General features: G+C 44.4%; 22 protein-coding genes and 2 tRNA genes. 10 read left to right on the forward strand and 14 right to left on the reverse strand.

Features of this window, described 5'->3' with window-relative positions:
* Positions 1 to 45 precede the first annotated feature (45 nt).
* The 4 genes from JMX70_RS10380 to JMX70_RS10395 all read left to right on the forward strand — a co-directional run bounded on the left by JMX70_RS10380 (position 46) and on the right by JMX70_RS10395 (position 3,187).
* Positions 46 to 1,110 (forward strand): methionine synthase, encoded by a 1,065-nt coding sequence (locus tag JMX70_RS10380; RefSeq protein WP_191692307.1) that lies wholly within the window; start codon positions 46 to 48, stop codon positions 1,108 to 1,110.
* A 103-nt stretch (positions 1,111 to 1,213) separates the two neighbouring features.
* Positions 1,214 to 1,705, forward strand: coding sequence for a flavin reductase (locus tag JMX70_RS10385; protein ID WP_068406101.1), 492 nt, complete (start codon positions 1,214 to 1,216; stop codon positions 1,703 to 1,705).
* A gap of 61 nt (positions 1,706 to 1,766) precedes the next feature.
* Positions 1,767 to 2,609 carry a sulfite exporter TauE/SafE family protein gene (locus tag JMX70_RS10390; protein ID WP_201591886.1) on the forward strand — a complete coding sequence of 281 codons (843 nt, stop codon included), beginning with the start codon at positions 1,767 to 1,769 and terminating at the stop codon, positions 2,607 to 2,609.
* Between the two features lie 95 nt (positions 2,610 to 2,704).
* Entirely contained in the window at positions 2,705 to 3,187 is a 483-nt protein-coding gene (locus JMX70_RS10395; protein WP_201591888.1) for a hypothetical protein, read from the forward strand.
* Between the two features lie 178 nt (positions 3,188 to 3,365).
* Here the strand turns inward: JMX70_RS10395 and glmS are convergent, their stop codons facing one another.
* The 7 genes from glmS to hisF all read right to left on the reverse strand — a co-directional run bounded on the left by glmS (position 3,366) and on the right by hisF (position 11,418).
* Positions 3,366 to 5,210 (reverse strand): glutamine--fructose-6-phosphate transaminase (isomerizing), encoded by a 1,845-nt coding sequence (gene glmS, locus JMX70_RS10400; protein ID WP_191690643.1) that lies wholly within the window; start codon positions 5,208 to 5,210, stop codon positions 3,366 to 3,368.
* A gap of 164 nt (positions 5,211 to 5,374) precedes the next feature.
* Positions 5,375 to 6,751, reverse strand: a complete 1,377-nt coding sequence (glmU, locus tag JMX70_RS10405) for a bifunctional UDP-N-acetylglucosamine diphosphorylase/glucosamine-1-phosphate N-acetyltransferase GlmU (protein ID WP_201591890.1) — start codon at positions 6,749 to 6,751, stop codon at positions 5,375 to 5,377.
* Between the two features lie 253 nt (positions 6,752 to 7,004).
* Complete coding sequence (locus JMX70_RS10410) at positions 7,005 to 7,595, reverse strand: phosphatidylglycerophosphatase A family protein (protein ID WP_109592018.1); 591 nt, start codon at positions 7,593 to 7,595, stop codon at positions 7,005 to 7,007.
* Between the two features lie 3 nt (positions 7,596 to 7,598).
* Complete coding sequence (gene thiL / locus JMX70_RS10415; protein ID WP_201591892.1) at positions 7,599 to 8,639, reverse strand: thiamine-phosphate kinase; 1,041 nt, start codon at positions 8,637 to 8,639, stop codon at positions 7,599 to 7,601.
* 2 nt (positions 8,640 to 8,641) lie between these two features.
* Complete coding sequence (gene nusB / locus JMX70_RS10420) at positions 8,642 to 9,670, reverse strand: transcription antitermination factor NusB (protein ID WP_201591895.1); 1,029 nt, start codon at positions 9,668 to 9,670, stop codon at positions 8,642 to 8,644.
* Between the two features lie 292 nt (positions 9,671 to 9,962).
* Positions 9,963 to 10,496 (reverse strand): 6,7-dimethyl-8-ribityllumazine synthase, encoded by a 534-nt coding sequence (gene ribH / locus JMX70_RS10425; RefSeq protein ID WP_201591898.1) that lies wholly within the window; start codon positions 10,494 to 10,496, stop codon positions 9,963 to 9,965.
* 139 nt (positions 10,497 to 10,635) lie between these two features.
* On the reverse strand, positions 10,636 to 11,418 hold the full coding sequence (hisF, locus tag JMX70_RS10430; RefSeq protein ID WP_201591901.1) for an imidazole glycerol phosphate synthase subunit HisF: 783 nt from the start codon (positions 11,416 to 11,418) through the stop codon (positions 10,636 to 10,638).
* A gap of 187 nt (positions 11,419 to 11,605) precedes the next feature.
* Here hisF and JMX70_RS10435 point away from each other — a divergent pair, with 187 nt between their 5' ends.
* Genes JMX70_RS10435 through JMX70_RS10445 form a run of 3 tightly spaced genes read left to right on the forward strand, consistent with a single transcriptional unit; the run spans position 11,606 to position 14,063 of the window.
* Positions 11,606 to 12,793 (forward strand): homoserine kinase, encoded by a 1,188-nt coding sequence (locus JMX70_RS10435; RefSeq protein ID WP_201591904.1) that lies wholly within the window; start codon positions 11,606 to 11,608, stop codon positions 12,791 to 12,793.
* Between the two features lie 49 nt (positions 12,794 to 12,842).
* Positions 12,843 to 13,154, forward strand: coding sequence for a hypothetical protein (locus tag JMX70_RS10440; RefSeq protein WP_227671246.1), 312 nt, complete (start codon positions 12,843 to 12,845; stop codon positions 13,152 to 13,154).
* Positions 13,155 to 14,063 carry a class II glutamine amidotransferase gene (locus tag JMX70_RS10445; protein ID WP_201591907.1) on the forward strand — a complete coding sequence of 303 codons (909 nt, stop codon included), beginning with the start codon at positions 13,155 to 13,157 and terminating at the stop codon, positions 14,061 to 14,063.
* A 34-nt stretch (positions 14,064 to 14,097) separates the two neighbouring features.
* On the opposite strand, the gene JMX70_RS10450 is transcribed toward JMX70_RS10445, so the two are convergent.
* Together JMX70_RS10450 and JMX70_RS10455 are read right to left on the reverse strand one after the other, a co-directional pair.
* Complete coding sequence (locus tag JMX70_RS10450) at positions 14,098 to 14,667, reverse strand: YchJ family protein (RefSeq protein ID WP_201591910.1); 570 nt, start codon at positions 14,665 to 14,667, stop codon at positions 14,098 to 14,100.
* Between the two features lie 44 nt (positions 14,668 to 14,711).
* A complete protein-coding gene (locus tag JMX70_RS10455) occupies positions 14,712 to 15,428 on the reverse strand; it encodes a metal-dependent hydrolase (protein WP_201591913.1) in 717 nt (238 codons plus the stop codon).
* 114 nt (positions 15,429 to 15,542) lie between these two features.
* Between JMX70_RS10455 and JMX70_RS10460 the strand changes: the two genes are divergently transcribed.
* A complete protein-coding gene (locus JMX70_RS10460; protein ID WP_201591915.1) occupies positions 15,543 to 16,556 on the forward strand; it encodes a DUF3025 domain-containing protein in 1,014 nt (337 codons plus the stop codon).
* A gap of 428 nt (positions 16,557 to 16,984) precedes the next feature.
* On the forward strand, positions 16,985 to 19,771 hold the full coding sequence (gene acnA, locus JMX70_RS10465) for an aconitate hydratase AcnA (RefSeq protein ID WP_201591917.1): 2,787 nt from the start codon (positions 16,985 to 16,987) through the stop codon (positions 19,769 to 19,771).
* Between the two features lie 88 nt (positions 19,772 to 19,859).
* On the opposite strand, the gene JMX70_RS10470 is transcribed toward acnA, so the two are convergent.
* From JMX70_RS10470 to gltX, 5 genes are all read right to left on the reverse strand, one after another.
* Positions 19,860 to 20,513, reverse strand: a complete 654-nt coding sequence (locus tag JMX70_RS10470) for a LysE family translocator (protein ID WP_201591919.1) — start codon at positions 20,511 to 20,513, stop codon at positions 19,860 to 19,862.
* Between the two features lie 162 nt (positions 20,514 to 20,675).
* Positions 20,676 to 20,751 (reverse strand) — tRNA-Glu (locus JMX70_RS10475).
* A 164-nt stretch (positions 20,752 to 20,915) separates the two neighbouring features.
* A tRNA-Ala gene (locus JMX70_RS10480) sits at positions 20,916 to 20,991 on the reverse strand.
* A gap of 233 nt (positions 20,992 to 21,224) precedes the next feature.
* Entirely contained in the window at positions 21,225 to 21,734 is a 510-nt protein-coding gene (locus JMX70_RS10485) for a hypothetical protein (protein WP_201591921.1), read from the reverse strand.
* Between the two features lie 158 nt (positions 21,735 to 21,892).
* Positions 21,893 to 23,428 (reverse strand): glutamate--tRNA ligase, encoded by a 1,536-nt coding sequence (gene gltX / locus JMX70_RS10490; protein ID WP_201591923.1) that lies wholly within the window; start codon positions 23,426 to 23,428, stop codon positions 21,893 to 21,895.
* 425 nt (positions 23,429 to 23,853) lie between these two features.
* Here gltX and rsmH point away from each other — a divergent pair, with 425 nt between their 5' ends.
* Positions 23,854 to 24,867 (forward strand): 16S rRNA (cytosine(1402)-N(4))-methyltransferase RsmH, encoded by a 1,014-nt coding sequence (gene rsmH, locus JMX70_RS10495; protein WP_227671253.1) that lies wholly within the window; start codon positions 23,854 to 23,856, stop codon positions 24,865 to 24,867.
* The last annotated feature ends 45 nt before the right edge of the window (positions 24,868 to 24,912 follow it).

The following is a 24,912-nucleotide window of genomic DNA, read 5'->3' on the forward strand; positions in this document are numbered from 1 at the left end:
AATCTAGCTGGAATGAGAATACCAATAAATAAGAAGATAAATGTTATGACACTGCTATTACCAACACAAAAGTTATTATCGACACAAAGATTATTACCAACCTCAACCGCTGGCAGCTTGCCAAAACCGTCTTGGCTAGCTGAACCGGAAAAAATTTGGTCACCTTGGGCTTTAGAGGGCGAGCAACTGCTCGAAGCCAAACAAGATGCGCTACGGGTGTCATTACAAGAGCAATTGCAGGCAGGGATTGATATCGTCAGTGATGGCGAGCAGACACGTCAGCATTTTGTGACTACCTTTATTGAACATCTTGATGGTGTCGATTTCGAAAAGCGTGAAACGGTTAAAATTCGCAATCGTTATGAGGCAAGTGTTCCGTCAGTTGTGGGTAGCGTAAGTCGCCAAAAAGCTGTGTTTGTTGACGATGCCAAATTTTTACGCTCGCAAACCGATCAACCTATCAAATGGGCGTTGCCCGGCCCAATGACGATGATTGATACCTTATATGATGGTCATTATAAAAGCCGTGAAAAACTGGCTTGGGAATTTGCCAAAATTCTAAATCAAGAAGCGAAAGATTTAGAAGCGGCTGGTGTGGACATCATTCAATTCGATGAACCAGCGTTTAACGTGTTTTTTGATGATGTTAACGACTGGGGTATTGCCACTTTAGAGCGTGCTATCGAAGGGTTAAAGTGTGAGACGGCGGTGCATATTTGCTACGGCTACGGTATCAAAGCCAATACCGATTGGAAAAAAACTTTAGGGACAGAGTGGCGTCAATATGAGCAAGCCTTTCCAAAATTGCAGCAGTCAAATATCGATATTGTCTCGCTGGAGTGTCAAAACTCGCATGTACCGATGGATTTGATTGAACTGATTCGCGGTAAAAAGGTAATGGTCGGCGCCATTGATGTGGCAACCAATAATATCGAAACACCGGAAGAAGTAGCAGATACGTTACGTAAAGCGCTGCAGTTTGTCGATGCAGATAAGCTTTATCCTTCGACCAACTGCGGCATGGCACCGTTATCTCGTCAAGTGGCACGTGGTAAATTGCAAGCCTTGAGCGCAGGTGCAGCTATTGTACGTAAAGAGCTTAGCGTTTAGCATTTCTTAACAAAGCTTACCTTGTTTAAACCCATGAGTGACCTCAGTTATCAATGTACTTAAAGATTAAAGTACTTAAAGATTAAAATTTAGGAGTTAAGTCATGATTGAAGCAACTGATTTTAGAGATGCCATGTCTCTATTACCGACAGCGGTCAATGTGATCACCACAAAAGGTGACTCTGGCTGTCATGGGTTTACCGCCTCGGCGGTCTGTAGCGTGACCGATACACCGCCAACCTTGCTTGTCTGTATGAATCAGAGCTCGCGCTCACACGAACATTTTCTTGAAAACAAAACGTTAAGTGTCAATGTCTTAGGTACGCAGCACGAACCCATATCTAATGCCTTTGCCTCCAAACTATGCTCAGAAGAGCGTTTTTGTCACGGTGCTTGGACGACATTAACCACAGGTGCCCCTGTTTTAGAGGATGCGCTGGTCAGTTTTGATTGTGAAATTGATGACATTCAACAAGTCGGTACACACAGTATTTTTATGTGCCGCGTGGTCGCCATCAAACAAGGTGTGAGCGATGAAAGTTTGGTGTATTTCAATCGCTCGTACCATCAAGTGGGTCAAACAGAAATCGTTTAACCTACTTTTAAAGCCCTTGTTATTTAACTAAAACTATAGCTAACTGAGAAGTAATTATCCTGTGGAAATACTCATTTTTTTAATAATAGGCGCGCTAGCAGGATTTGCTGCCGGGCTTTTTGGTGTGGGCGGTGGCACGATTATTGTGCCTTTATTGTTTGTCGTTTTTACCCAAATGGATTACAGCCCTGACAGCATTATGCATTTAGCATTAGGGACGTCATTGGCGACTATTATTGTCACCTCTATCAGCTCGCTTATGGCACACAATAAAAAAGGCGCTGTGATGTGGCCGGTGTTTAAAAATCTGGCACCAGGTTTAGCGCTAGGTTGCTTCTTAGGCGCGGGAATCGCAGGGCAGATATCTGGGTTGTATCTTCAGCTGATTGTTGGGGTTTTTTTACTGTGGGTTGCTTATAAGATGTTTTTTGCCGGTAAAAAACCTGTTGCTAATCATTCTAGTGGCGCTAATGGTGTCAGTAGCGCCAACTACGCCAATCCAGTACTCCCCTCAAAACCTAAGCAATTAGCAGCAGGCGGGGTTATTGGTGTCGCTTCTGCTATCTTTGGTATTGGCGGTGGCAGCTTAACCGTGCCTTATCTCACGCGTTATAATGTGGTGATGCAAAAAGCGGTTGGGACTTCAGCGGCGTGCGGGTTGCCGATTGCTATAGCCGGTGCATTAGGGTTTATGTTTTTTGGCATGCAGCAGCAAGTCGATGTGCCTAATACCATTGGCTTTGTACATATTTATGCCTTTTTAGGCATTAGTATTATGAGCTTTTTTACCGCAAAATTAGGCGCAAAAGTCGCTCATATACTATCGCCAGAACTATTAAAAAAATGCTTTGCGGTATTATTAACGGTGGTGGGATTTTATTTTCTGTATAAAGGGCTGGTTTAATTATTCATGTTTGTATAATAGGGCGTGTTTTCATTTAGAATGAGGATGCGCCCTAATCATATTATTTTGGCTAATTAGGTTCAACAAAGATAATTATGTTCAATAAACTTAAAGCATTGATTCTACTTTTATCTTTTCTCACAGTCATTGCCTGTTCGAATGATAATTCGGTTTTAGCTCGTGATGAAAAGGTTACCACAGCTAGCAATCACGAGCGCGATGTACAGGAGATGTATCATAATATTGATACATTAAAAAGAGAGCTGCCAAGCGTAATTGATGAAGTCACTACGTTAGAAAAGATTGATTTTGATGGAACAACGGTTACTTTCGGTTATCGGCTAAAGATATCTGATTATAATGCTTCTGAAAGAAAAGAGCTTGAAACGGAAATGAGCGATGAACGTACTGGGTTAGCCTGTGCAGAAGCAGAAGTTATGCAAGGGATAAATAAGGGATTTGATTATCAGTATAGCTATTACGATTTAGATGATAGTAAAGTGGCTAGTTTTGAGGTCACCAAAGACATTTGCGACAACTTAAATAAGGCTGACTCTGAAATTGAAATAGGGACATAATCAATTCTGGGTTACTTTGCTGCTGAATATAATATATATACTGAGATATATCCAAATTATTGAAATTTTTTATGTCCATTATAAAAAAATGCTTTGCTATCTATATGGTACTAGACAGCAAAGTATTTAGTGTTATACAATATTAAGATAAAAAATATTTTAAAATCAAACGCTTATCTTACTCGACCGTGACTGATTTTGCGAGATTACGTGGCTGATCAACATCCGTACCACGCATCACTGCGACATGATACGACAACAACTGCACCGGTACGCTATAAACGATAGGGGCAAGCGTCTCGCAAACCTCAGGGACATAAACCACGTGCATTCTATCTTCTGCGACCATCTTGCTTTCTTCACTAGCAAATACAAACAGCTCACCGTGACGCGCATGTACCTCTTGCATGTTGGCTTTTAGCTTATCAAACATACTGTCTTTTGGCGCGAGCACCACGATTGGCATGTCTTTATCGACCAACGCCAATGGACCGTGCTTTAGCTCACCTGCGGCGTAGCCTTCTGCGTGAATATAAGAGATTTCTTTTAGTTTCAGCGCGCCTTCTAAGGCGATGGGGAACTGTAAACCGCGACCTAAGAATAAGCAGCTTTTCTTATATTCAAAGTGCTCACTCATGACTTTGATAGGCGCATCGAGTTGTAAGCTGGCATGTAGTTGCCCGCGTAGCGCTTGTAATTTGCCCAGCAAGGTGGTTAATTTTTCACCTGTCATACGCGTTTGTACAACACCCACTTTTAATACCAGTAACATCAACGCGGCAAGCTGAGTGGTAAAGGCTTTGGTAGAAGCAACGCCAATCTCAGGGCCGGCAAGCGTTGGTAAAAAGATATCGGTTTCACGTACCAAAGATGAGGTCGGTACATTACATAAAGCCAAGCTGACGAGGCCTGCTGGCGTATGTTTTTGGATATCGCGTAGCGCCGATAAGGTATCCGCCGTTTCGCCTGATTGCGAGATGCAAATGACCAAGGTGTCATCGACGACCACTGGATTGCGGTAGCGGAACTCACTAGCAACCTCAACCGAACACGGCACACGGGTTAGACTTTCAAACCAATATTTCGCGACCAAACCTGAATGATAGCTGGTGCCACAAGCGATGACTTGAACATTCTTGATACCTTTTAACTGCGCTTCATGACGCTGCAAAAAGTCATCGCGCAGCTTAGATGGTGCATCACTATCTATTGCCATCTCAATCGTACGGGCAACCGCATCTGGCTGCTCATAGATTTCTTTGAGCATATAATGTTTGAACTCGCCTTTATCAGCATTATGCTGGGCGGCATCAATCTCGTGTATCTGGCGTTTTACTTTTACGCCGTCTGCATAAACTTCAATACTATTGCGGGTTAATTTGGCGATATCGCCTTCTTCTAGGTACATAAAGCGATTGGTCACAGGCAAAAGCGCCAATTGATCAGAGGCAATAAAGTTCTCACCGATACCTACACCGATGACCAAAGGCGACCCTAAACGGACGGTAATCAGCTCGTCTGGGCAATCAATATGCACAATGCCAAGGGCAAACGCGCCATGTAATAACGGAATAACTGCGCGTACCGCTTCTAGTAAATCAGGCTTATTTTTGTAGATATCATTGATTAGATGAGCGACGACTTCGGTATCAGTTTGCGAGGTAAACTCGTAGCCTTTAGCAATCAGCTCTTCTTTTAGCTCAGCATAGTTCTCAACGATACCATTGTGTACCACGGCGATTTTACCAGATACATGTGGATGGGCGTTACGCTGTGCAGGTTCGCCATGCGTGGCCCAGCGCGTATGTGCAATACCGATATGACCGTCGAAAAATTCAGGATTGACGGCGACGGCATCGACCAACGCTTGTACTTTGCCCACTTGGCGCTCGCGATGTAGCTCGCCATTACGGATAACAGTCAGACCAGCAGAGTCATAACCACGGTATTCTAGGCGTTTAAGGCCTTCAAGTAAGATATTGGCAATATTCCGCTCAGCAACTGCTCCAACGATTCCACACATAATTATTCCTTAAATTTTATGTTTTCATACCATGTGATTTTGAAAGTTGCCAACACATGGATAATCATTAATCTGTAAATATAAATAAGCAGCACCACAAATTATTGTCGTACTGCTTTAGTGGTTTTACCATCATTTTATCGAGTCAACTATCAGCGCCGCCTTTATTTTTTGGTTGGGCGCTGAAAGTCATTTTTTTGTGTTTGGCGCGCACGGCCAAAGGCTAAGGCGCTATCATCGACGTCTTTGGTAATCACTGAGCCTGCCGCAACCGTAGCGGTATCACCAATGGTAACTGGCGCAACCAAGCTGGCGTTAGAGCCAATAAAGGCATTGTCTTCGATGATGGTTTGCGATTTATTGACGCCGTCGTAATTACAGGTAATCACGCCCGCACCGATATTGACATTTGTTCCAACCGTCGCATCACCCACATAACTTAGATGATTGACCTTGCTACCTTGACCGATAGTCGATTTCTTAATCTCGACAAAATTACCTACTTTACTGTTATTAGACAAAACAGTATCAGGGCGTAAATGGGCGAAAGGTCCAATATCGACGCCGTTACCAATGTGCGCACTGTCAATGACGCAGTACGGCTTTAGGTGACAGGCATTACCAATGTGCGCATTTTTAATCACACAGCCAGCTTCGATATAAACGTTGTCACCTAAGACACAATCACCCTCAAACACAACGCCCACATCGACGAATACATCTTGGCCTGCGATCAAGCTGCCACGAATATCAACGCGCGTCGGATCGGCAAACTGGACGCCAGCTTCTTGCAGGTCAGCAACCAACTTACCTTGCCACGTACGCTCCAAGCTGGCAAGCTGTTGGCGGTTATTGACGCCTTCAATCTCAAAGCTATGTTCAGGCTCGATGGCGACAATATTGATGCCTTCAGCAACCGCCATCTTAACAATATCGGTGAGATAGTATTCTTGCTGCGCATTGTCGTTAGACAGCTTTGGCAGATATTTATGCAATAATGCATTATCAACGCAGTAAATACCGCTATTAATCTCTTGGATCTTTTGTTCATCGGCGTTGGCATCTTTTTGCTCAACGATGGCTTCAATATTGCCCTCTTTATCGCGTTTGATACGACCAAGACCAAATGGGTTGTCTACTGTTAGCGTCAACATCGACATACCATCAGTATTGGCAGATTTTAAAGCTGTTAACGTCTGGCAGCTGACCAATGGCACATCACCATATAAAATCAGACTTTGGCCTTCTTTTGGTAACTCAGATAGGGTGACTTTTACTGCATGGCCCGTACCTAACTGCTCAGTCTGGGCAACCCACGTAATCGGCAAATGCGCATATTGCTCATTAATGTCTGCTTGGACTTGTTCGCCGCCAAAACCATGGACAATAATGGTGTCATCAACGGTCAATTGATGACAAGTATCAAGCACATGACCCAATAATGACTTGCCAGCCAGTGTCTGTAGCACTTTTGGCTTGGCTGATTGCATACGCGTGCCTTTACCAGCCGCGAGGATAATTACTGAAAGAGGAGCTGTCATAGTATTCCTAAAAAAGAGCCTACAAATGTAACAAAATATAATTCTGAATTATAACGCAAATTACGACTTAACTAAAACGCTATGTCGTGACATCTTTGTAAACTGATTATGACATTAGCTGTCTATAGATATAAATTAAACAGCAGGCGTTCAGAAAATCTAACCGCTAAATAGGTGAGCGATATAAAAGGCGATAAAGTAGAATTATTTATGGTAAAAACATTTATTTGAGGTTTAAAGGACAAACTTAAGATTAAAAGCTAAAAGAGAAGATAAAGGTATAAATAATCACCCAAACGGCTGCCGCCATCACTCCCGCAATAATATCGTCGAGCATAATACCCAGACCGCCCGCGACTTTTTTATCTGCCCAGCCAATCGGCGGCGGCTTAATAATGTCAAAAAAGCGAAACAGTATAAAGGCAATAATGATGGCTAAGATAGTAGGTATTTGAGTGAAATTTTGCCAAAAACTGCCGTTGGCGATACCCATATAAGATAGCGGCAGGAGGGTAAGCCACATACCAGCCCACTCATCCCAAACGATGTGCGGGTTATCGTGACCGCCCATCAGCTCTGAGGTACGACCGCATATCGCATTACCAAGCAAACAAGCTAAAATGGTAATCATCAAAAACGGCACAAAGCCTAGGCTTAATAATGGTATCGCAACGATTAAAGCGCCAACCGTACCCCAAGTGCCGGGTGCACGGCGCGGCAGACCGCTACCTAGACCGATACCAAGCCAATAAACCAAACGATCAAACGCGCTGGCATTGGCGGGTAGAGGCGGGCAATCATTGGCTTGTCGAATATCAGGCTTAGATAGGTTGTGATCAATCATGGGTTAACCTGCAAAATGTTGGTAACCCGTCAGATTGGGCCAAGTAGGAAATGGGGCGGGATGCGTCGGTGTGACTGCTAGGCCTTGATAAAAAATCTCGGGTCGTACATTTTTAGCAGTATCTGCCTTGTTTGCGGCTATGACTTCACCGATACAGGTCACAGGCGTGTCGCTATTATTATCAATCGGTGGCTCGATATGGGCAGGCAAGGTAAAAGCCAGCTCATAATCATCGCCGCCCGCCAACTGACATAATAAGCGTTCAGATAGACCAACGCTTGATAATACTTTACTGGTAGGCAGATGCTCAAGGTGGACGCGCATACCAACGGCACTTTGCTCACAGATATGCCCAAGGTCTTGATACAGACCATCAGAGATATCTATCATCGAAGTTGCGCCAATTGTTGCCACTGCTGCCCCTAAGGCAATACGCGGCGTTGGCATATGCAACCGATGGGCAAGCTCAATACCGATAGCAGTATTAGGATGCTGTAGCGCATAAGCAGCATCGCCAAGTGACCCTGAGACATAGATTTTATCGCCGACTTGCGCGCCTGAGCGGTAGACAGCCGGAATGTTTGCAGCCAGTAATCCTTGCGCGCTGACACTAAGCACTAATCTATCACTGCGCGTGGTATCACCGCCAATAAGCGTGATACCAAATAGCTGGCAGGCGTGAAATAAACCTTTGGCAAATTCAGTCAGCCATTGCTCATTCGCCAAATGCTCAGGTAAGGCCAAGGCCAATAGAATACTATGCGGCGTTGCGCCCATCGCAGCAATGTCTGAGACATTCACTGCGACCGCTTTATAGCCGATTTGAAAGGCTAATTCGTTTACGTCATTCCAATCAGCGCTAAAGTGCCGCCCTTGAACGAGGGTATCAATACAGCTAACCAAGTGTGCACCTGCAGGCAAGCTCATTACCGCCGCATCATCACCAATGCCTTTTTCGATATTGTGTGCTTCGGCAGTGCTGGACAATGACGGTGCAGCTTGTATTTGCGCAAATATACGCTCAATCAGCTCAAATTCGTTCATGGCTAGTCTTTATTGTTTTCATCAGGAGTAATAAGATTTGAATCATGTAAGCCTACGTCAGCTGCGTCACTATTCTCATCATTGCTAACACCATTAGTAGCCCCTTTTTTTTCTAAAGAGTTTTCTTCTAAAGCGCTTTCTTCTGCAGATTTGTCATTAACGATATTATTTGGCGTTTCATTTTTTGCGGCGTCGTTTTTCTTATTGATCTTATAGTCCATAATATTTGCTAGAGCTTTACTCGCGCTATTGCGTTTAACACTGGCGTTATTGGCACTGATACGCGGTTTGTTTGAGGCGGTAGACGTACTATCGACATCAGATTCAGCAGTGCTTTCGCTAGCTTCTTCAACAGCAGTAGATTGAGCTTCAGTCTGCTTAGTATTTGCTTGAGTCGCCGCTTTTTGTGACGTGCGTAGATTGGCTTTGCTATCTGCGTCTACTTCAAGCACACGCAATTCAACCGCCATTTTATCAAGGACAGCATTAATCAATTTATGCGCATCTGTAGCGCCAAAGTGATTATTCAGCTTCATCGCCTCATCAAGCACGACTTTATACGGAATCTCTAAGCGGTTTTGTAGTTCATAAGCACCAATTAATAAAATGGCGTGCTCGACGGTATCAAGCTTATCGATTTCACGATCAAGATGTTGACTGATTAGCGCATCGAGAGCGTCAATCTGCTCTGGAATATCGCGCATCATTTCATGATAGTAGCCGATATGAACGGTATGCATGGCATTGGTCGCGCGCGTACGGGCAGCGATATCATGCGGCGCATTGTCCTTCCAGCCAAGCTTGCCATCGATATCAAAACGGCGATCGGTAACCAACCACTCATATAGGCCTTGCATCGCAAAGCGACGAGCCTTACGCACAGCAGTGTGGCTAGTCTTATAAGTCGTTTCACTCATATCAAAGGTTTGCTCACCCGCGCTGCTGCTCGCGATACGAGTAGCTTCAGCTTGTGCATCATTGGCTTGGGCGGTTTTTGCAGCGCTAATGGCGCGCTTGAGTTGGTCAGTCATAGGGGGTCAATACCTAAATTTTAAATAACTATCATTTTAAACATCTATCTTGGCGCAAATAACAAGCTTGGCAAAGACAGCAAGTTGTAAGAAATAGTATAAAAGTTGTTAAATAGTAGACGACTGGCAGGCTGTGACAGTCGGATATTAAAACGGTGCTTTATAGAACTGTTTATAGTGCTTTTTACTATAGCATTGGCGCTAGGGTTTATATCAAAGATGACATAAACGCCCGCGCCAATTAAATAACGAATAAAGTTTTATAAAATGAGGACTTAATTATGCGTCATCATTATTGTCCGTCTTCATTATTATCATAGTCATCAGCAATATCTAGCTGTGATAGAACCGCTAGCATCTCAAGCACAACCATCGCTGCTTCTGAGCCTTTATTACCGGCTTTGGTACCAGAGCGCTCAATCGCTTGCTCGATGCTGTCAGTGGTCAATACACCGTTGGCAACAGGGATATTATAATCAATTGCAACGCTGCTTAAACCTTTGGCAGATTCGCTCGCCACAAAGTCAAAATGCGGCGTGCTACCACGGATAATCGCACCTAACGCAATGATGGCATCAAAGCGATCAGACTCAGCGGCGCGCTGAGCAACGAGTGGCAACTCAAAAGCACCCGGCACGCGAATCACGGTAATGTTGCTACCCAATACGCCATGGCGAAGTAGGGCATCGATTGCGCCATCTACCAATGACTCAACGACAAAACCGTTAAAACGACCGACGACGATACCAATGCGGGCATCTTCATTTTGATGTAAATTGCCATCGATATGGGTAATATCATTGCGCTGCTGTTGTAAATTTGACATAAGAAAATCCTTTGGGTAAGTAGCGTTTAAAACAAAATTTTTATGTAAAATCTCGATTGTTTTCAATAGTTAACTGAAAAAAATAAATAAGTAGCGCTATGATACCATTTTTTGCATAGGCATTGATATTTTAGCAATCTTAAAGACGCATCTGTATGCCTTGCGCGGCCATATATGCTTTGGCCTCTTGCACGGTATATTCGCCAAAGTGAAAAATGCTGGCCGCAAGTACGGCATCGACTCCGCCTTCTAATACGCCTTCTGCTAAATGTTGTAAGTTACCAACGCCGCCCGAAGCAATGACGGGCACATTCACGCGGCTGGTTATTTGCTGCATTAGAGCCAAATCATAGCCTTTTTTGGTACCGTCACCATCCATTGAGGTGACCAGCAATTCGCCAGCGCCAAGCTCCGCCATTTTACTTGCCCAAGCCACGGCATCAATACCCGTTGGTTTACGCCCGCCGTGAGTAAAGATTTCCCAACGCGGCATGATGATGCCATCAACCATTATATCTGCAACGCGTTTGGCATCGATAGCCACGACGATACATTGATTACCAAATTTCTGTGCCGCCTCCCCAACGAACTCAGGGGTAAATACCGCTGCTGAATTAATCGCTACTTTATCCGCGCCTGCATTGAGCAAATTACGAATATCAGCGATTTTACGCACACCGCCGCCGACCGTTAGTGGCACAAACACGGTTTCAGCCATACGCTCAACGGTATGATAAGTGGTATCGCGCTCATCATTGGTCGCGGTAATGTCTAAAAAAGTAATCTCATCGGCGCCTTGCTCGTTATAGCGTTTGGCGACTTCAACCGGGTCACCTGCGTCTTTGATATCGACAAATTGTACGCCTTTGACCACACGGCCATTATCCACATCCAAACAAGGAATGATACGCTTTGCTAACATAGGGTCTTTCACCTTATAATCAATTTATCCCTAAGCGCTAGTCTAGCAAAATCGCCGCCATATCAGGCAGCTTTTCGCAAGATTATTATGCTTTTAACCAAAGTTTGCTCATGCGCGGTACAATCACTGTCATTACCGTCGATATTTATCCTATTTACCTTCTTTTAATTGCCATAAGTGAGATGTCATGTCCGTCTATACCCAGTTAACCGATGACCAGTTTGCCGCTTTTTGCCAGCGTTTTGGCGTGTCATTTGCGCGTGCCATTCCGATTACCCAAGGTATCAAAAACTCTAACTGGTTTATTCAGACGACTGATGATGTAGATGGCGCGCACTCTTATGTGTTTACTTTATTTGAAGAGCGTCCACCAGAAGACATCGAAAAGATGGCGGTTATCCTCAATCAATTGGATGGTAAATTGCCAGTAGCGGCGCCGTTAGCATTGCTTGATTTAGGCGCTGATAGCGCAGAAAAATGCTATGTCATACGCTACGATAATAAAGCGATTACGCTAGTGCCTTGTTTGGCAGGCGCGCATCCACAACAAACCACGCAAGCGATGTGTCATGAGATTGGTGCCGCTTTGGCGATGCTGCATGAGACCCTACAAGCATTACAGCCTGCGGAAGAATATGGCGTACCTTTATATCCATGGGCGGAAGTACGCGACCGTGAAATGCAGTTTATGCCGGGTGACGAAGCCAAGCTGATGAGCGATATTTGGCAGTCATATAGCGAATTACCGCTTGCGACTTTGCCAAAAGGCTTATGTCATTTAGACATGTTCGCTGATAATACCTTATGGGACTTATCGTTAAATAATAGCCAAAAAGGCGCAGAGCGTTTAACGGGATTGCTAGACTTTACCGAAGTCAGCGTTGAGCATTATGTGATGGATATTGCCATTACCATTAATGATTTTTGTACCACCTGGGGCGATGCCGAGCAGGGCGAAACCGTCAATTTTGACCGCAGTAAAATGGCGGCATTTTTGCAAGGCTATGAGTCAAAACGTCAGCTTGGCGAAGATGAAAAACGTGCCTTACCAGTGATGCTCGCCAAAGCGGCGGTGATTTTTTGGCTATTGCGTTTGAACGTTATCCACTATAACCGTACCGAAGGGCGTACTGGCGATAATATCATGGTCAAAAACCCTGACCTGATGAAACGCCTTGCTGCTTATCATTGGTCACATGTTGAAAAAGCGCAAAATACGGTCTTTGTATTGTTAGATAATCAATCAGCGGCGCAAAAAAACACTCAGATAATCGGTATTTTTAGCAATATCACCCAAGCTGAGCAAGCACGTGATAAATTAAGTAATAGCAGTGATTTTGCAATCAAAGAATATACGCTCGACCAATTGGCATAGATTGTTATTGTTCGACCATTCCTGTATCAAAACCATAAAGGCGGATCCCATGACCGATCAAGTTGATAACTGGCACAAACTGGCGCGCTACAATACCAATATGCAAGGCGAGCTGCATGCCAATCTGCTACGAAATAATGGCATTACGGTGTCTCTGCAACCGCTAAGTGCCATGCCCGGTATGAATTCTGGGATTGTGCTGTGGATACAAGATACGGATTTGGCGCATGCACAGCGTATTTTGGCGAATATTGACACCGATGGGGCCACGCCTTATGAGATGTTTGATGAAGTGTCAGAAGCTACTCTAAACCCTACTTTAAATCCTGCACAAGACGACAACAACGGCGGTGAAGTATAAATGTGTCAACTCTTAGGAATGAACTGTAATACCCCAACCGATATTGGCTTTAGCTTTGCAGGCTTTCGGCGTCGCGGCGGCATGACTGACAGTCATGAAGATGGCTTTGGCATTGCGTTTTTCGAGCGCAGTGAATGCGCCAATAATGATAAAACAGACAATGCCTCGACTGGTCTGCGTCTGTTTCATGACAATCGACCAAGTCATTTGTCGCCCGTTGCTGATTTGGTTAATAATTATCCAATTAAAGCGATGAACGTCATTGCCCATATCCGTAAGGCGACCCAAGGGCAGAATTGCTTGGCGAATACCCATCCATTTGTCCGTGAAGTGTGGGGCGAGCAGTGGGTATTTGCCCATAATGGGCAGATGAATAGCGAGTTTATTAAACGCTGTCAGCGCCTGCAAGATAATGGCAATGCCTCACATTGCCAGCCAGTCGGTAACACCGATTCTGAAATGGCGTTTTGCTATTTGGTCAATCGCCTAAAAAGCAGCTTTAAAACCCGCCCCGATGACCAAACGTTGTTTAACTTTTTGACCACCCAATGTCGCTACCTTTCTGCTAACGGTTTGTTTAATTGCCTGATATCAAATGGTCAATGGCAATTGGCGTATGCGGGCAGTTTATTGTTTTATCTCACGCGACAAGCGCCGTTTGGCGAAGCAAAATTAGCAGATGATGATTTGGCCATTAACTTTGGTGATGTGACTACAGATACTGATAAAGTCACGATATTGGTCACCGTGCCATTGACTGAAAATGAAAAGTGGCAACAGTTAGCCGTCAATGAATGCCTGATATTCCAAGATGGCGATGTCATTTATAAAGACAGTCCAAGCCAGCGTAAGTTTTTAACCATTGACGAAGGCATTGCGGTAGCACGGGCGGTTGGGGCGAGTGTTTAGAATTGGCAAGTATTTAACGTTGATTAAATATCAGTTAGATATAAGCGCCACAACAGCGCTTAAACTTCTCACCCGAGCCACAAATACAGCGCTGTTTTTGGTTGACAGACATAGAAACGGTCGGGTCGAGAAAGTACCAACGCGCCTCATTATTGGTTTTGTCTGTGACTTTTACAAAGGCAGATAATTCATGATGCGCCTGTATGCCGTCATCTTTATTATCAGAGATATTAAAGTAAGCTTTAAACTCAACCTGCGCATGGCGTTTACCTAGCTTTGGCGTATGCGTAATGATTTCTAATCCTGCCCAGTCCGTCTCTTTTGCCCAATTCTCAATAGCCTGAATATCTAGTAAATTTTGCTGCGCAGGCAAAGTGGTTTTAACGATATATTCTGGTTTAACTAAGACAAAAGCGCTATAACGCGACCGCATTAGACGCTCAGCAGAGTCTGGCTTTGCACCGTCAATTTTATCAGCTTCGTTATTTAAAAGCCCGTCATGACAAGGCTGGCAGCAATCTTGATAAAGTAGCGGTACGCCAATAGCATTTGCATTTGAGGCTGGGTTAATTTGGCAAGGGCAAATTGGTAGGGAAAGTGACATTATTTACTCGCGTTATTATTCATTTTTTAACGGTACTATAAATTTTAATTGAGCCAGTTTTTTATCAATTCTGGCCATAGTCCCAGTTTAAGCTTTGCCCAAGGTTCGGGGTCACGCAGCTGCTGCCAAAACTCAGCAAATGGCGGCGCAAAATATACCAAGAGCGCAAGGATGACGTACAGGAGCAGATACCACCATTTATCTTTATGCTGATAAAACTTCATCGCTGTACCCGATGAGCGCTTCATTTTCATATTGGACAAATTCACACTATATAGCTCATCCAATGCCAAATGTACCATCGCGCCGCCAAATAAAAACAAGCCGTAAAACCAGCTAACCGTCAAAGGTAAGTTTAAAATATCGTAGCTGACATAGGTCATTCCAAGCCCCATTATCGCCATATAGGGCACCGAATGAATGACACCGCGGTGCACGGTCATATTAGTAAAAATCGAAAACACCACATAACGCATAAAGCCGTAGCCGGCCAACCATAACGCTATCAGCGCCAGTAAACTCAGCTCACTACGCCAATGCATCACCAGACCAAAGGCAAAAATAAACGAGGTAATATTAAAACCAAGCTTAATCGGCGTCGAATTATCAGAATCCAAGTCAGGCAGCAACCCACCGATGGTACCGAGTGCCACGCACATCAAGAACCCTGAATCATCAATCAATCCGGCTTTATAAACCGTTAGACTCATCGTACCACTGACCATGAATGCAACATTTAAGTGGGTGTTAAAATTTGCCATAAAAACTCATCAATAAATAGCGCACGAAATTTGTATTTCAAGCGGCTTGTCTAGCCGTAAAAAAGCGCTCCATGATACCATAGCTACGCCAGTCGTCTAATAGAGATAATGAACATGACCGCCACCGATTTACCTGCCAAGCCTTATCGAAATACTACTTCTAATGCATTTATTAATAAACCATCTGCATGCGCCAGCACGCGTGATGACAGCTTTGCTGCTATTGATTGGCAAGTGCCATGGCTGTGTCACTTAAAGCAATTGGGCTATATTAGTGAAGTTATTACTCAGATGAGTGCTTCCAGAGATGACTCTGTTCAGACAGATAAAATAAAAAACACACCTGATATCATCGCTAAGGTTTTAAATAGCGCATTACAGAAGCATGCTGATGATTTACAACAGCCATTACCGCAAACCAAACCTGCGCTAAACAATCAAGCCCAAACCTTACAATTCGTTTCACAAAAGGCGCTGCCAGAAGACGAAGCGTACGAGCGCTTTATCGGCACCACCGGTAATATCCCGACCCGTGATAATTTGCATGATTTATTTAACGGTAGTATTTGGCTCACCTTTCCCAAGACTAAAGCCCTGCTGAATTATTATCATATGCTTGAGATTAAGGAGCAAGGTATTGGCGCCAGTCGCGGCCGTGTCCGCGATACCATTACCGTCTTTGATGAAAATGGCGCGATATTGGTCACCGCTGAGTCTAGTATCGGTAAGGCGTTGGTTGATTTCGATTGGCAGGAAAGTTTGGTTGCACCGCGTGACAAATGGGACGAGCCAAAGCAACTTAATAAACAAGCTCAAGCAGCAGTTTATATTTTTGGTCATGCACTGTTAGAAAAGCTACTGTACCCACGCAAAGCATTATGCGCCCATAGTATCGTGATAAATGTCACGCAAGAATTTTTTGCCCTATCGCTATCTGAGCGTATCAATCATTTGGATCAAAAAGTGGCCGATTATATGGATGCGTTATTATCAGAGCCAGATGTGTCCCCGCGCAAACTGTCGCCATTGCCCATTTTGGGCGTGCCATACTATTGGGCAGAAAATGCTAATTCGAGCTTTTATGATGATAGTCACGTCTTTCGGAGCGGTCGTCGTAGTCAAGGTTAAAAGATACGGGCACACCTTGTCCGGTAAACGTTGAATTTTAACTGCTAAAGCATTGTCGTGGTTACGATTGTGCCACGATTCAACACCATCTAGTCGTTAACAAAGTGCTGCTTATTTGTTATGGTAAAAGGACGTTACAGTTAAACGCTAAACAGATGCATATATCTTTTGTTAACGGCGATTTTGTTCACCTCACCGTTATCAATAAACATTTATTCAAATAAAAGCACCGCTAACTATTGTACTTAGCACTTGTTAAAAACGAGCGTTTATTAAAAAATAGTTGTCGCCATTCGATTTAAGCACATTCATTTAAATTAAGAAGAAATAAGCCACCAGTTATCAGCATAAATTGCCATGCATTCACAATCGTATTAATGGCATAAGGATTTATGCTTAGGATCTATAACAACGATAAGGAAGCTACCATGAGTGATATTTTTAATGTAAAAGACACGATTGCAGTCGCTGGCAAGGAGCATGCTTATTATAGCTTGCCAAAGCTGACTGACACTTACGAGAACATTAGCAAATTGCCATTTTGCATGAAAATCGTCTTAGAAAACCTACTGCGTAATGAAGACGACGGTCAATCTGTCGGCAAAAACCATATCGAAGCCGTTGCCAATTGGGATGCTGGCGCAGAAGCGTCAAAAGAAATCGCCTTTATGCCAGCGCGTGTGGTCCTACAGGATTTCACTGGTGTACCATCAGTGGTGGATTTGGCAGCGATGCGTGATGCGGTCGTCGAGCTTGGCGGTCGTGCCGAGCAAATTAACCCCTTTATTCCAAGTGAGTTGGTGGTTGACCACTCAGTACAGGTCGACGCTTATGGCCGCGAAGATGCGCTAGACTTAAACGAGAAAATTGAGTTTAAGCGTAATAACGAGCGTTATGAGTTTTTGCATTGGGGCAAAAACGCCTTTAAAAACTTTGTCGTTGTGCCACCAGCAACCGGTATCGTGCATCAGGTTAACTTAGAATATTTAGCGCGTGTAGTAATGGCTGCTGAAGTAGACGGAGAGCTGACCGCGTATCCAGATACGGTATTTGGTACAGACAGTCACACGACGATGATTAATGGTATCGGCGTACTCGGTTGGGGTGTTGGCGGTATCGAAGCGGAAGCGGCGATGCTTGGACAGCCGTCCTCAATGCTCATTCCACAAGTGGTCGGTTTTGAGCTCAAAGGCAAATTGACCGAAGGCGTGACCGCAACGGATTTGGTACTACGTGTGGTTGAGATGTTACGCGCTCATGGTGTGGTTGGTAAATTTGTCGAATTTTACGGCGAAGGTTTACACAGTATGCCACTCGCTGACCGTGCAACCATTGCTAATATGTCACCAGAATACGGTGCGACTTGCGGTATTTTCCCGATTGACCAAATGGCGATTGATTATCTGCGTCTGTCAGGTCGTGAAGAAAGCCAGATTGAGCTGGTTGAAAAATATGCCAAAGCACAAGGTTTATGGCATGATGCCGATACGCCAGCGGCGACGTATTCAAGTAAGCTTGAGCTGGACTTATCATCGGTGAAACCAGCCCTTGCCGGTCCGAACTTGCCACAGCAGCGTATCAATTTATCTGATATGCATGAAAAATTTGGCGAAACGCTAGAGAAAATGACCAAAGACCGTAAGTCAGAAGTCGATGGTAAAGTGCGCTTTGATCAAGAAGGTGCGCAGCAAGAGCAAGCCGATAGACTGTATGCCAAGCCTAATGTCTTCTCTGACGTTAATATCGATGATAAGAGCCACAAACTGCGTGATGGTTCAGTGGTTATCGCCGCGATTACCTCTTGTACCAACACCTCAAACCCTGCGGTGATGATTGGCGCTGGTTTGGTGGCGAAAAAAGCCGCTGCCAAAGGTTTAAAAGCTAAGCCTTGGGTAAAAACCTCATTGGCACCAGGCTCAAAAGTCGTTACCGATTATCTTGAAAAAACCAAACTGATGGATGAGCTAGAGAAAACAGGCTTCTATTTGGTTGGTTATGGTTGTACCACCTGTATCGGTAACTCAGGTCCGCTCTTAGAGTCGATTGAACGAGGTATCAAAGAAAACGACTTGGTTGCCGCTGCGGTGTTATCGGGTAACCGTAACTTTGAAGGGCGTATTCACTCGCACGTCAAGGCCAGTTACTTGGCGTCGCCACCGCTGGTGGTTGCTTATGCGTTGGCAGGGACGGTTGATATTGACTTGACCACGCATCCGCTAGGCCAAGACCAAGACGGCAACGATGTGTTCTTAAAAGACATTTGGCCAACGTCCGATGAAATTAATGAACTAATTGCCAATAATATCGACGCCGATATGTTCCGTAAAAACTACGGCGAAGTGTTTGACGGTAGTGCCGCATGGAACGCCATCAGCTCAGCCGATAGTCAGCTGTATCCATGGAGCGAAAAGTCTACTTATATCAAAAACCCACCGTTCTTTGATGGCATGACCATGGAGCCAGAAGGTATCCCTGATATCGAAGGCGCGCGTATCTTGGGTTTATTTGGCGATTCAATCACCACTGACCATATCTCGCCAGCCGGTAATATCGATGCAAATTCTCCTGCGGGTAAGTACTTACAAGAGCGTGGTGTGATGCCAGCCGACTTTAATAGTTATGGCTCACGTCGTGGTAACGATGCGGTCATGACCCGCGGTACTTTTGCCAATATCCGTATCAAAAACCAGATGATGGGCGGTAAAGAGGGTGGCTATACTTACTACTTTAAAGGTGACAACGCCACACTCCAAGACGGCGAAGAAATGGCCATCTATGATGCGGCAATGAAGTATAAAGAAGATCAGCGCCCACTTGTGGTACTTGGCGGTGCAGAATATGGGTCTGGATCAAGCCGTGACTGGGCAGCGAAGGGTACGATTTTGCTCGGCGTAAAAGCGGTATTGACCAGCTCGTTTGAGCGTATTCACCGCTCAAACTTAGTTGGTATGGGCGTGTTGCCATTAACCTTTAAAGATGATGAAAACGCCGATACTTATCACCTAGACGGTTCTGAAGTGCTAAGTATCACAGGCCTTGATAATGGTGAGAGTAAAACCGCAACAGTGACGGCGACCCGTGCTGATGGTTCAACTGAAACCTTTGAGGTAAACGTCATGCTACAGACGCCAAAAGAGCGCGAATACGTGCGTCATGGCGGCGTATTGCACTATGTACTACGTCAATTGGCAGCTGAAAGTAAAAACGCAGCGTAATATTTAATTAAAGTGAGAATAAGAAAAGCCCGGTCGTGATGATTGGGCTTTTTTATGCGCAATACTTTTTAATTCGTTATTTTTACCTTTAACCCTTCTCAGTCAATAGCTTAATACCTAAGCCAATAAACACCACTCCACTAATTTTATTTAAAATAGATTCGATAGCTGGATTCTCTCGCAGCTTTTCACTGAATTTTGACGCCAGTAATGCCAAACATAAACACCATATAAAACCAGTGACGGCAAAGGTTAGTCCCAAAAGTAAAAAGGACAAGGTGCTATTCGCATAGTTAGGATTGATAAATTGCGGAAAGAAAGCCAAAAAGAATAGCGCGACTTTTGGATTAAAGGTATTGGTGAGCATACCTTGCTTATATATTTGCCATCTGTCTAACTGTCGAGCAGTCGCCTTTTTTTCGTCATCAAGCAAATTACTGGCAAGTAAGGGCTGCTGTTTACTCATAAGCATTTTGACGCCTAGATAGCACAAATAGCTAGCACCTATATATTTAACAATCATAAATGCGGTAGGAGAGTTGGCCAGTAAAACGGATAAGCCCAGCGCCGCCAATAATGTATGTATTAAAATCCCTGAGATAATACCAAGCACGGAATAAAACCCCGCCGTTTGTCCCTGTGAAATACTGCGGGTGATGATATACATGCTATCGCTGCCAGGGGTCAGGTTTAACAAGATAGCCGCCAAGACAAACCCTAGGTAATTCTCGATACCAAACATAGCCAATATTTCCTTGTGATAGCATTAAACGTCTATAATAAATCACAGACATAAAAAATCCCAGTCACCGTATGATGACTGGGATTTTTTATTGTGCGCTTATTAGTCTAATCTGATGCTTAAAGGCGCTAAGCAAAAGTGCTAATCATTGACGCCGAATAGTGGCGTCCCCAGGGGGATTCGAACCCCCGTTACCGCCGTGAAAGGGCGGTGTCCTAGGCCTCTAGACGATGGGGACGCATAGAGTGTCATAACCACTATTTTACAATAGCATTACAACGGTACTTCACAATATCAGAGTGCTTATCTATTAATAGAGCAAGCCTTGCCTAGGTGCTGATATCGTCCTACTAGCGAGTATTTATCAAAGTGTCAGTAAACTGAACGTTGCGATAAATAGTATGGTGGAGCTAAACGGAGTCGAACCGTTGACCCCTTGCATGCCATGCAAGTGCTCTACCAACTGAGCTATAGCCCCTCGCTAAGAGTGTGCGTATTTTAGGTAAGACCAGCAGTCTTGTCAACCGCTATTTTAAAAATAATGCAAAATAATGCAAAAAAAGTTAGTAAAAGTATTTAAATGGCTAATTATGGGCACTTTAGTACGGAGATGAATATAAAAAAAGGGCCAGTAATAGCCTGACCCCTCTGTTTTACCAGCTTTAAATTAAAGACTGCAGTTTTTACTATTATATCATCTGTACTAACTTACTAAATAGCATTGCCACCAGCACTATTCCAAGCCTTAGTAAAGCCTGTTACTGGAAAGTATAAGGTATCATTATTATATTGGATTTTGATACTTGACGAGGCTACTTTGAATAAATTAACGACATAGCTGTGACCACGATCTGTTTCAGGCGTTAAGCTATAATAATATTTATCTGCATCTCCAAATTTTTTGCACCAACGTAACATCTTAACCGCTTGACCGTTAAATACTATAGTTGTGTTATCAGGTACAGTGGTTTGATAGTTACAGGTGTTAAGGTTTGAAATATAATAGTCATCAAAGTAAAGTCTCTGACTACCTGACTTTGAGTGGCTTATTTCTGATTCAAAATATTTAGCATCATCGCTATAGTCACTTGTATATATAACTGCTGCACTTCCGTTGTCACGCTGTGACCATGAAAAAGGTGTTTGGAAGCCTGTCGAATGACTAGGCATGATCAAAATACCGCTTATAAAGATAGGTGCTAAGAATTTTATAATACTCAAATCGATCATCTCCAAATTTATTAAATTGGCTAACTCACTAATTGCATAGTTTACAAGATTCTAGTTTTATTAAAAGGCTCAGCACTTAAAAAATAAAAAAAGTGGATTTTGACATCGCAAAATCCACTTTTTCTTATATTAATACTGTACTGTTTGAGCTATTCAGCAGCCAAAAAATCTGGCAACTCTGCCGCTTGTTTCTCAAGTTTTTTCAGTTTCTTTTTACCTAGACCGCCCAGTACATCAACCGCATGGCGTAAACGGGTCAGGGTCATATCAGCGCCGATAATCGCCATCGAGTTCATGACGGGCGTCGATGAGGTGCTACCAGCGATAGCGATAAAGAACGGCGCCATAAAGTCACGCATCTTGATATCAAGATGCGCGGCAAGACCTTTTAGGGTGGCATAGATGTTTTCTTCCGTCCACGTCGGCAAGGTTTCTAGCTGCCAAAGCGCCAGTTGTAGCATCTCGGTAATTTGCTCAGGCGTCAGCGATTTATGGGTAAAGCTCTCAGCGGTGATAGCAGGCAGATTTTGGAAATAAAAGCCGCCCCAGTTAACCGCATCAGACAGCAGTTCAATACGTGGTTGAATCGCCGCGGCAATCGCGGTCAGTTTATCGCTATCACTTGCCCACTCAAGGATTTTGTTTTTAAGCTGTTCAGGGGTAAGCGCACGTAGCCATTCCGCATTTAGCCAGTTGAGTTTTTCGATATCGAAAATAGGGCCGCCAAGCGATACACGTTGAATATCAAAGCTGGTAATCATTTCCTCTAAGGTGAATTTCTCCGCTTCATCTGGCATTGAGTAGCCCATACGACCGAGATAATTTAGCAGGGCTTCAGGTAGCACGCCAGCATCACGATAGTAAGTGATAGAGGTTGGGTTTTTACGTTTTGATAGCTTTGATTTATCAGGGTTACGCAGTAGCGGCATATGGCAAAGAACGGGCATCTCCCAACCAAAATACTCATAAAGCAGCTGATGCTTCGGTGCCGAGTTGAGCCATTCTTCACCGCGCATGACATGACTGATTTCCATCAAATGGTCGTCGACGACGTTGGCGAGATGATACGTTGGCATGCCATCAGTTTTTAGCAGCACTTGCATATCGACTTGCGTCCAAGGAATCTCAACCGTACCGCGTAGCATGTCATGTATCTGGCAGACGCCTTCGGTTGGCACACGCATACGAATAACGTAAGGCTTGTCTTCAGCGACCAATTGCGCGGTTTTTTCTGGCGCTAAATGTGCGCAGCGACCGTCATAGCGCGGCGTTTCGCCATTGGCCATTTGCTCAGCGCGCATGGTATCAAGCTCTTCAGGGGTACAAAAACAGCGGAACGCATGGTCATTTTCTATCAGCTGCTCGGCATGTTTTTTATAAATATCACTACGTTCACTCTGACGATAAGGTGCGTGCGGACCGCCGATATCTGGTCCTTCCGCCCAGTCAAGACCGACCCAACGCAGCGCATCCAAAATCATTTGTTCAGATTGCTCGGTTGAGCGTGTTTGATCGGTGTCCTCAATACGCAAAATAAACTCGCCGCCATGGGCTTTGGCAAAGGCTAAATTAAATAGGGCGATATAAGCGGTGCCGACATGCGGAAAACCAGTTGGAGATGGCGCAATACGCGTACGAATAGAGCGCTTGCTATCAAGGTTGGCTTGGGATGATGTTTGGGTCATAAAAATCTCAGAATATGCTGGTGAATGAATAAAATGGCGAGAAAAGTTAAAGTTCAAGGCGAATAGAGAAATTGAGTCAAAATACGGGTGAAACAGTCGCCGTCACAGTAGAAAAATAGCGTAAAATATAGCGCTAGTATAACAGAGAGCTGAGATATTTTTAACGAAAAGCCTCTCTAGCGCTTGACTCGCCGTATATCCTTGCGATAATAATGCTAGGTGAGTCATAACTTGTTTATTTTCATCTGATTTTTTACTATTACTGGCCAAAAAGGTCATCATCTACTGAGTCGTTTGTGTCCATATCGAATCCAAAGTCAAAAAACACGTTAAATTCTAAAGAACCCCCTTCTTCAGTCATTGATAGTTCTGAGTCAGAGGTCAATTCGTCTACTGTTGAAAATGATTCTGCTCAAGAGCCCGTCATACAGCAAGCGGGTTCTAGTGAATTAAGTTTTGTCCATGACGCCGTGCTACTACAAGAAACGGTGGCGGCGGTATTGGGTGTCAAAACGCTGCCCAAACAAACAGATGACAGCCGTCAAAACAGCTTACAAAAAAGTGGCATTTATGTGGATGCAACTTTTGGGCGCGGTGGGCATAGCCGCCTGCTATTAAGTCAGCTTGCTGATGATGCAACCTTAATTGTGTTTGATAAAGACCCAACAGCGATTAGCGTTGCGCAAGAATTGGCAAAATCTGATAGCCGCGTCAAAGTGGTGCATGATAGCTTTGCAACCTTGACCGATAGCCTAGCGGCGATGGGTATCACGAAAGTGGACGGTCTGATGGCGGACTTGGGTATTTCCTCGCCGCAGATTGATGACGGTAGGCGTGGTTTTAGTTTTATGCGCGATGGCGCGGTCGATATGCGCATGGATACCAGTCGCGGGCAGTCGGTTGCCGAGTGGCTCGAGACAGTCGACGATGAAACCTTGGCCGATGTGCTTTATGAGTTTGGCGAAGAGCGTCACAGCCGCCGTATTGCCCGTGCGATTAAGCAGATGGACAGCTATGAGTCCACGCTTGCGCTGGCAGAAGTGATAAAAGCAGCGCATCCAAATTGGCAGCGTGGTAAGCACCCAGCGACGCAAAGTTTTCAGGCCATGCGTATTTTTATCAATAATGAGCTTGGCGATGTCGATGACTTTTTGGAACAAAGTATTCCGATTTTAAAGTCGGGCGGTCAGCTGGCAGTGATTAGCTTTCATTCGTTAGAAGATCGCCGTATCAAGCAATTTTTGCAGCGCCATAGTAAAGGTCAGTATCCAGAAGATGAAAACTTACCGATGCCGCCCAAGCGTCCGCGTTATTTTAGTAAGCCAAAACGCGTCGGCCCCAGTCAGGCTGAAATAAGCAATAATCCGCGCGCGCGTAGTGCGTGGCTACGCATGGCGACCCGGAGCGATACGGATTATAAAGCAGATGATAATTCTTAAGCTAAGTCTTAAAACTTGCTATTCAGTTATGTGGGTAAAATATGA

This window comes from Psychrobacter pulmonis (genome assembly GCF_904846465.1).
GTDB classification, from domain to species: domain Bacteria; phylum Pseudomonadota; class Gammaproteobacteria; order Pseudomonadales; family Moraxellaceae; genus Psychrobacter; species Psychrobacter faecalis.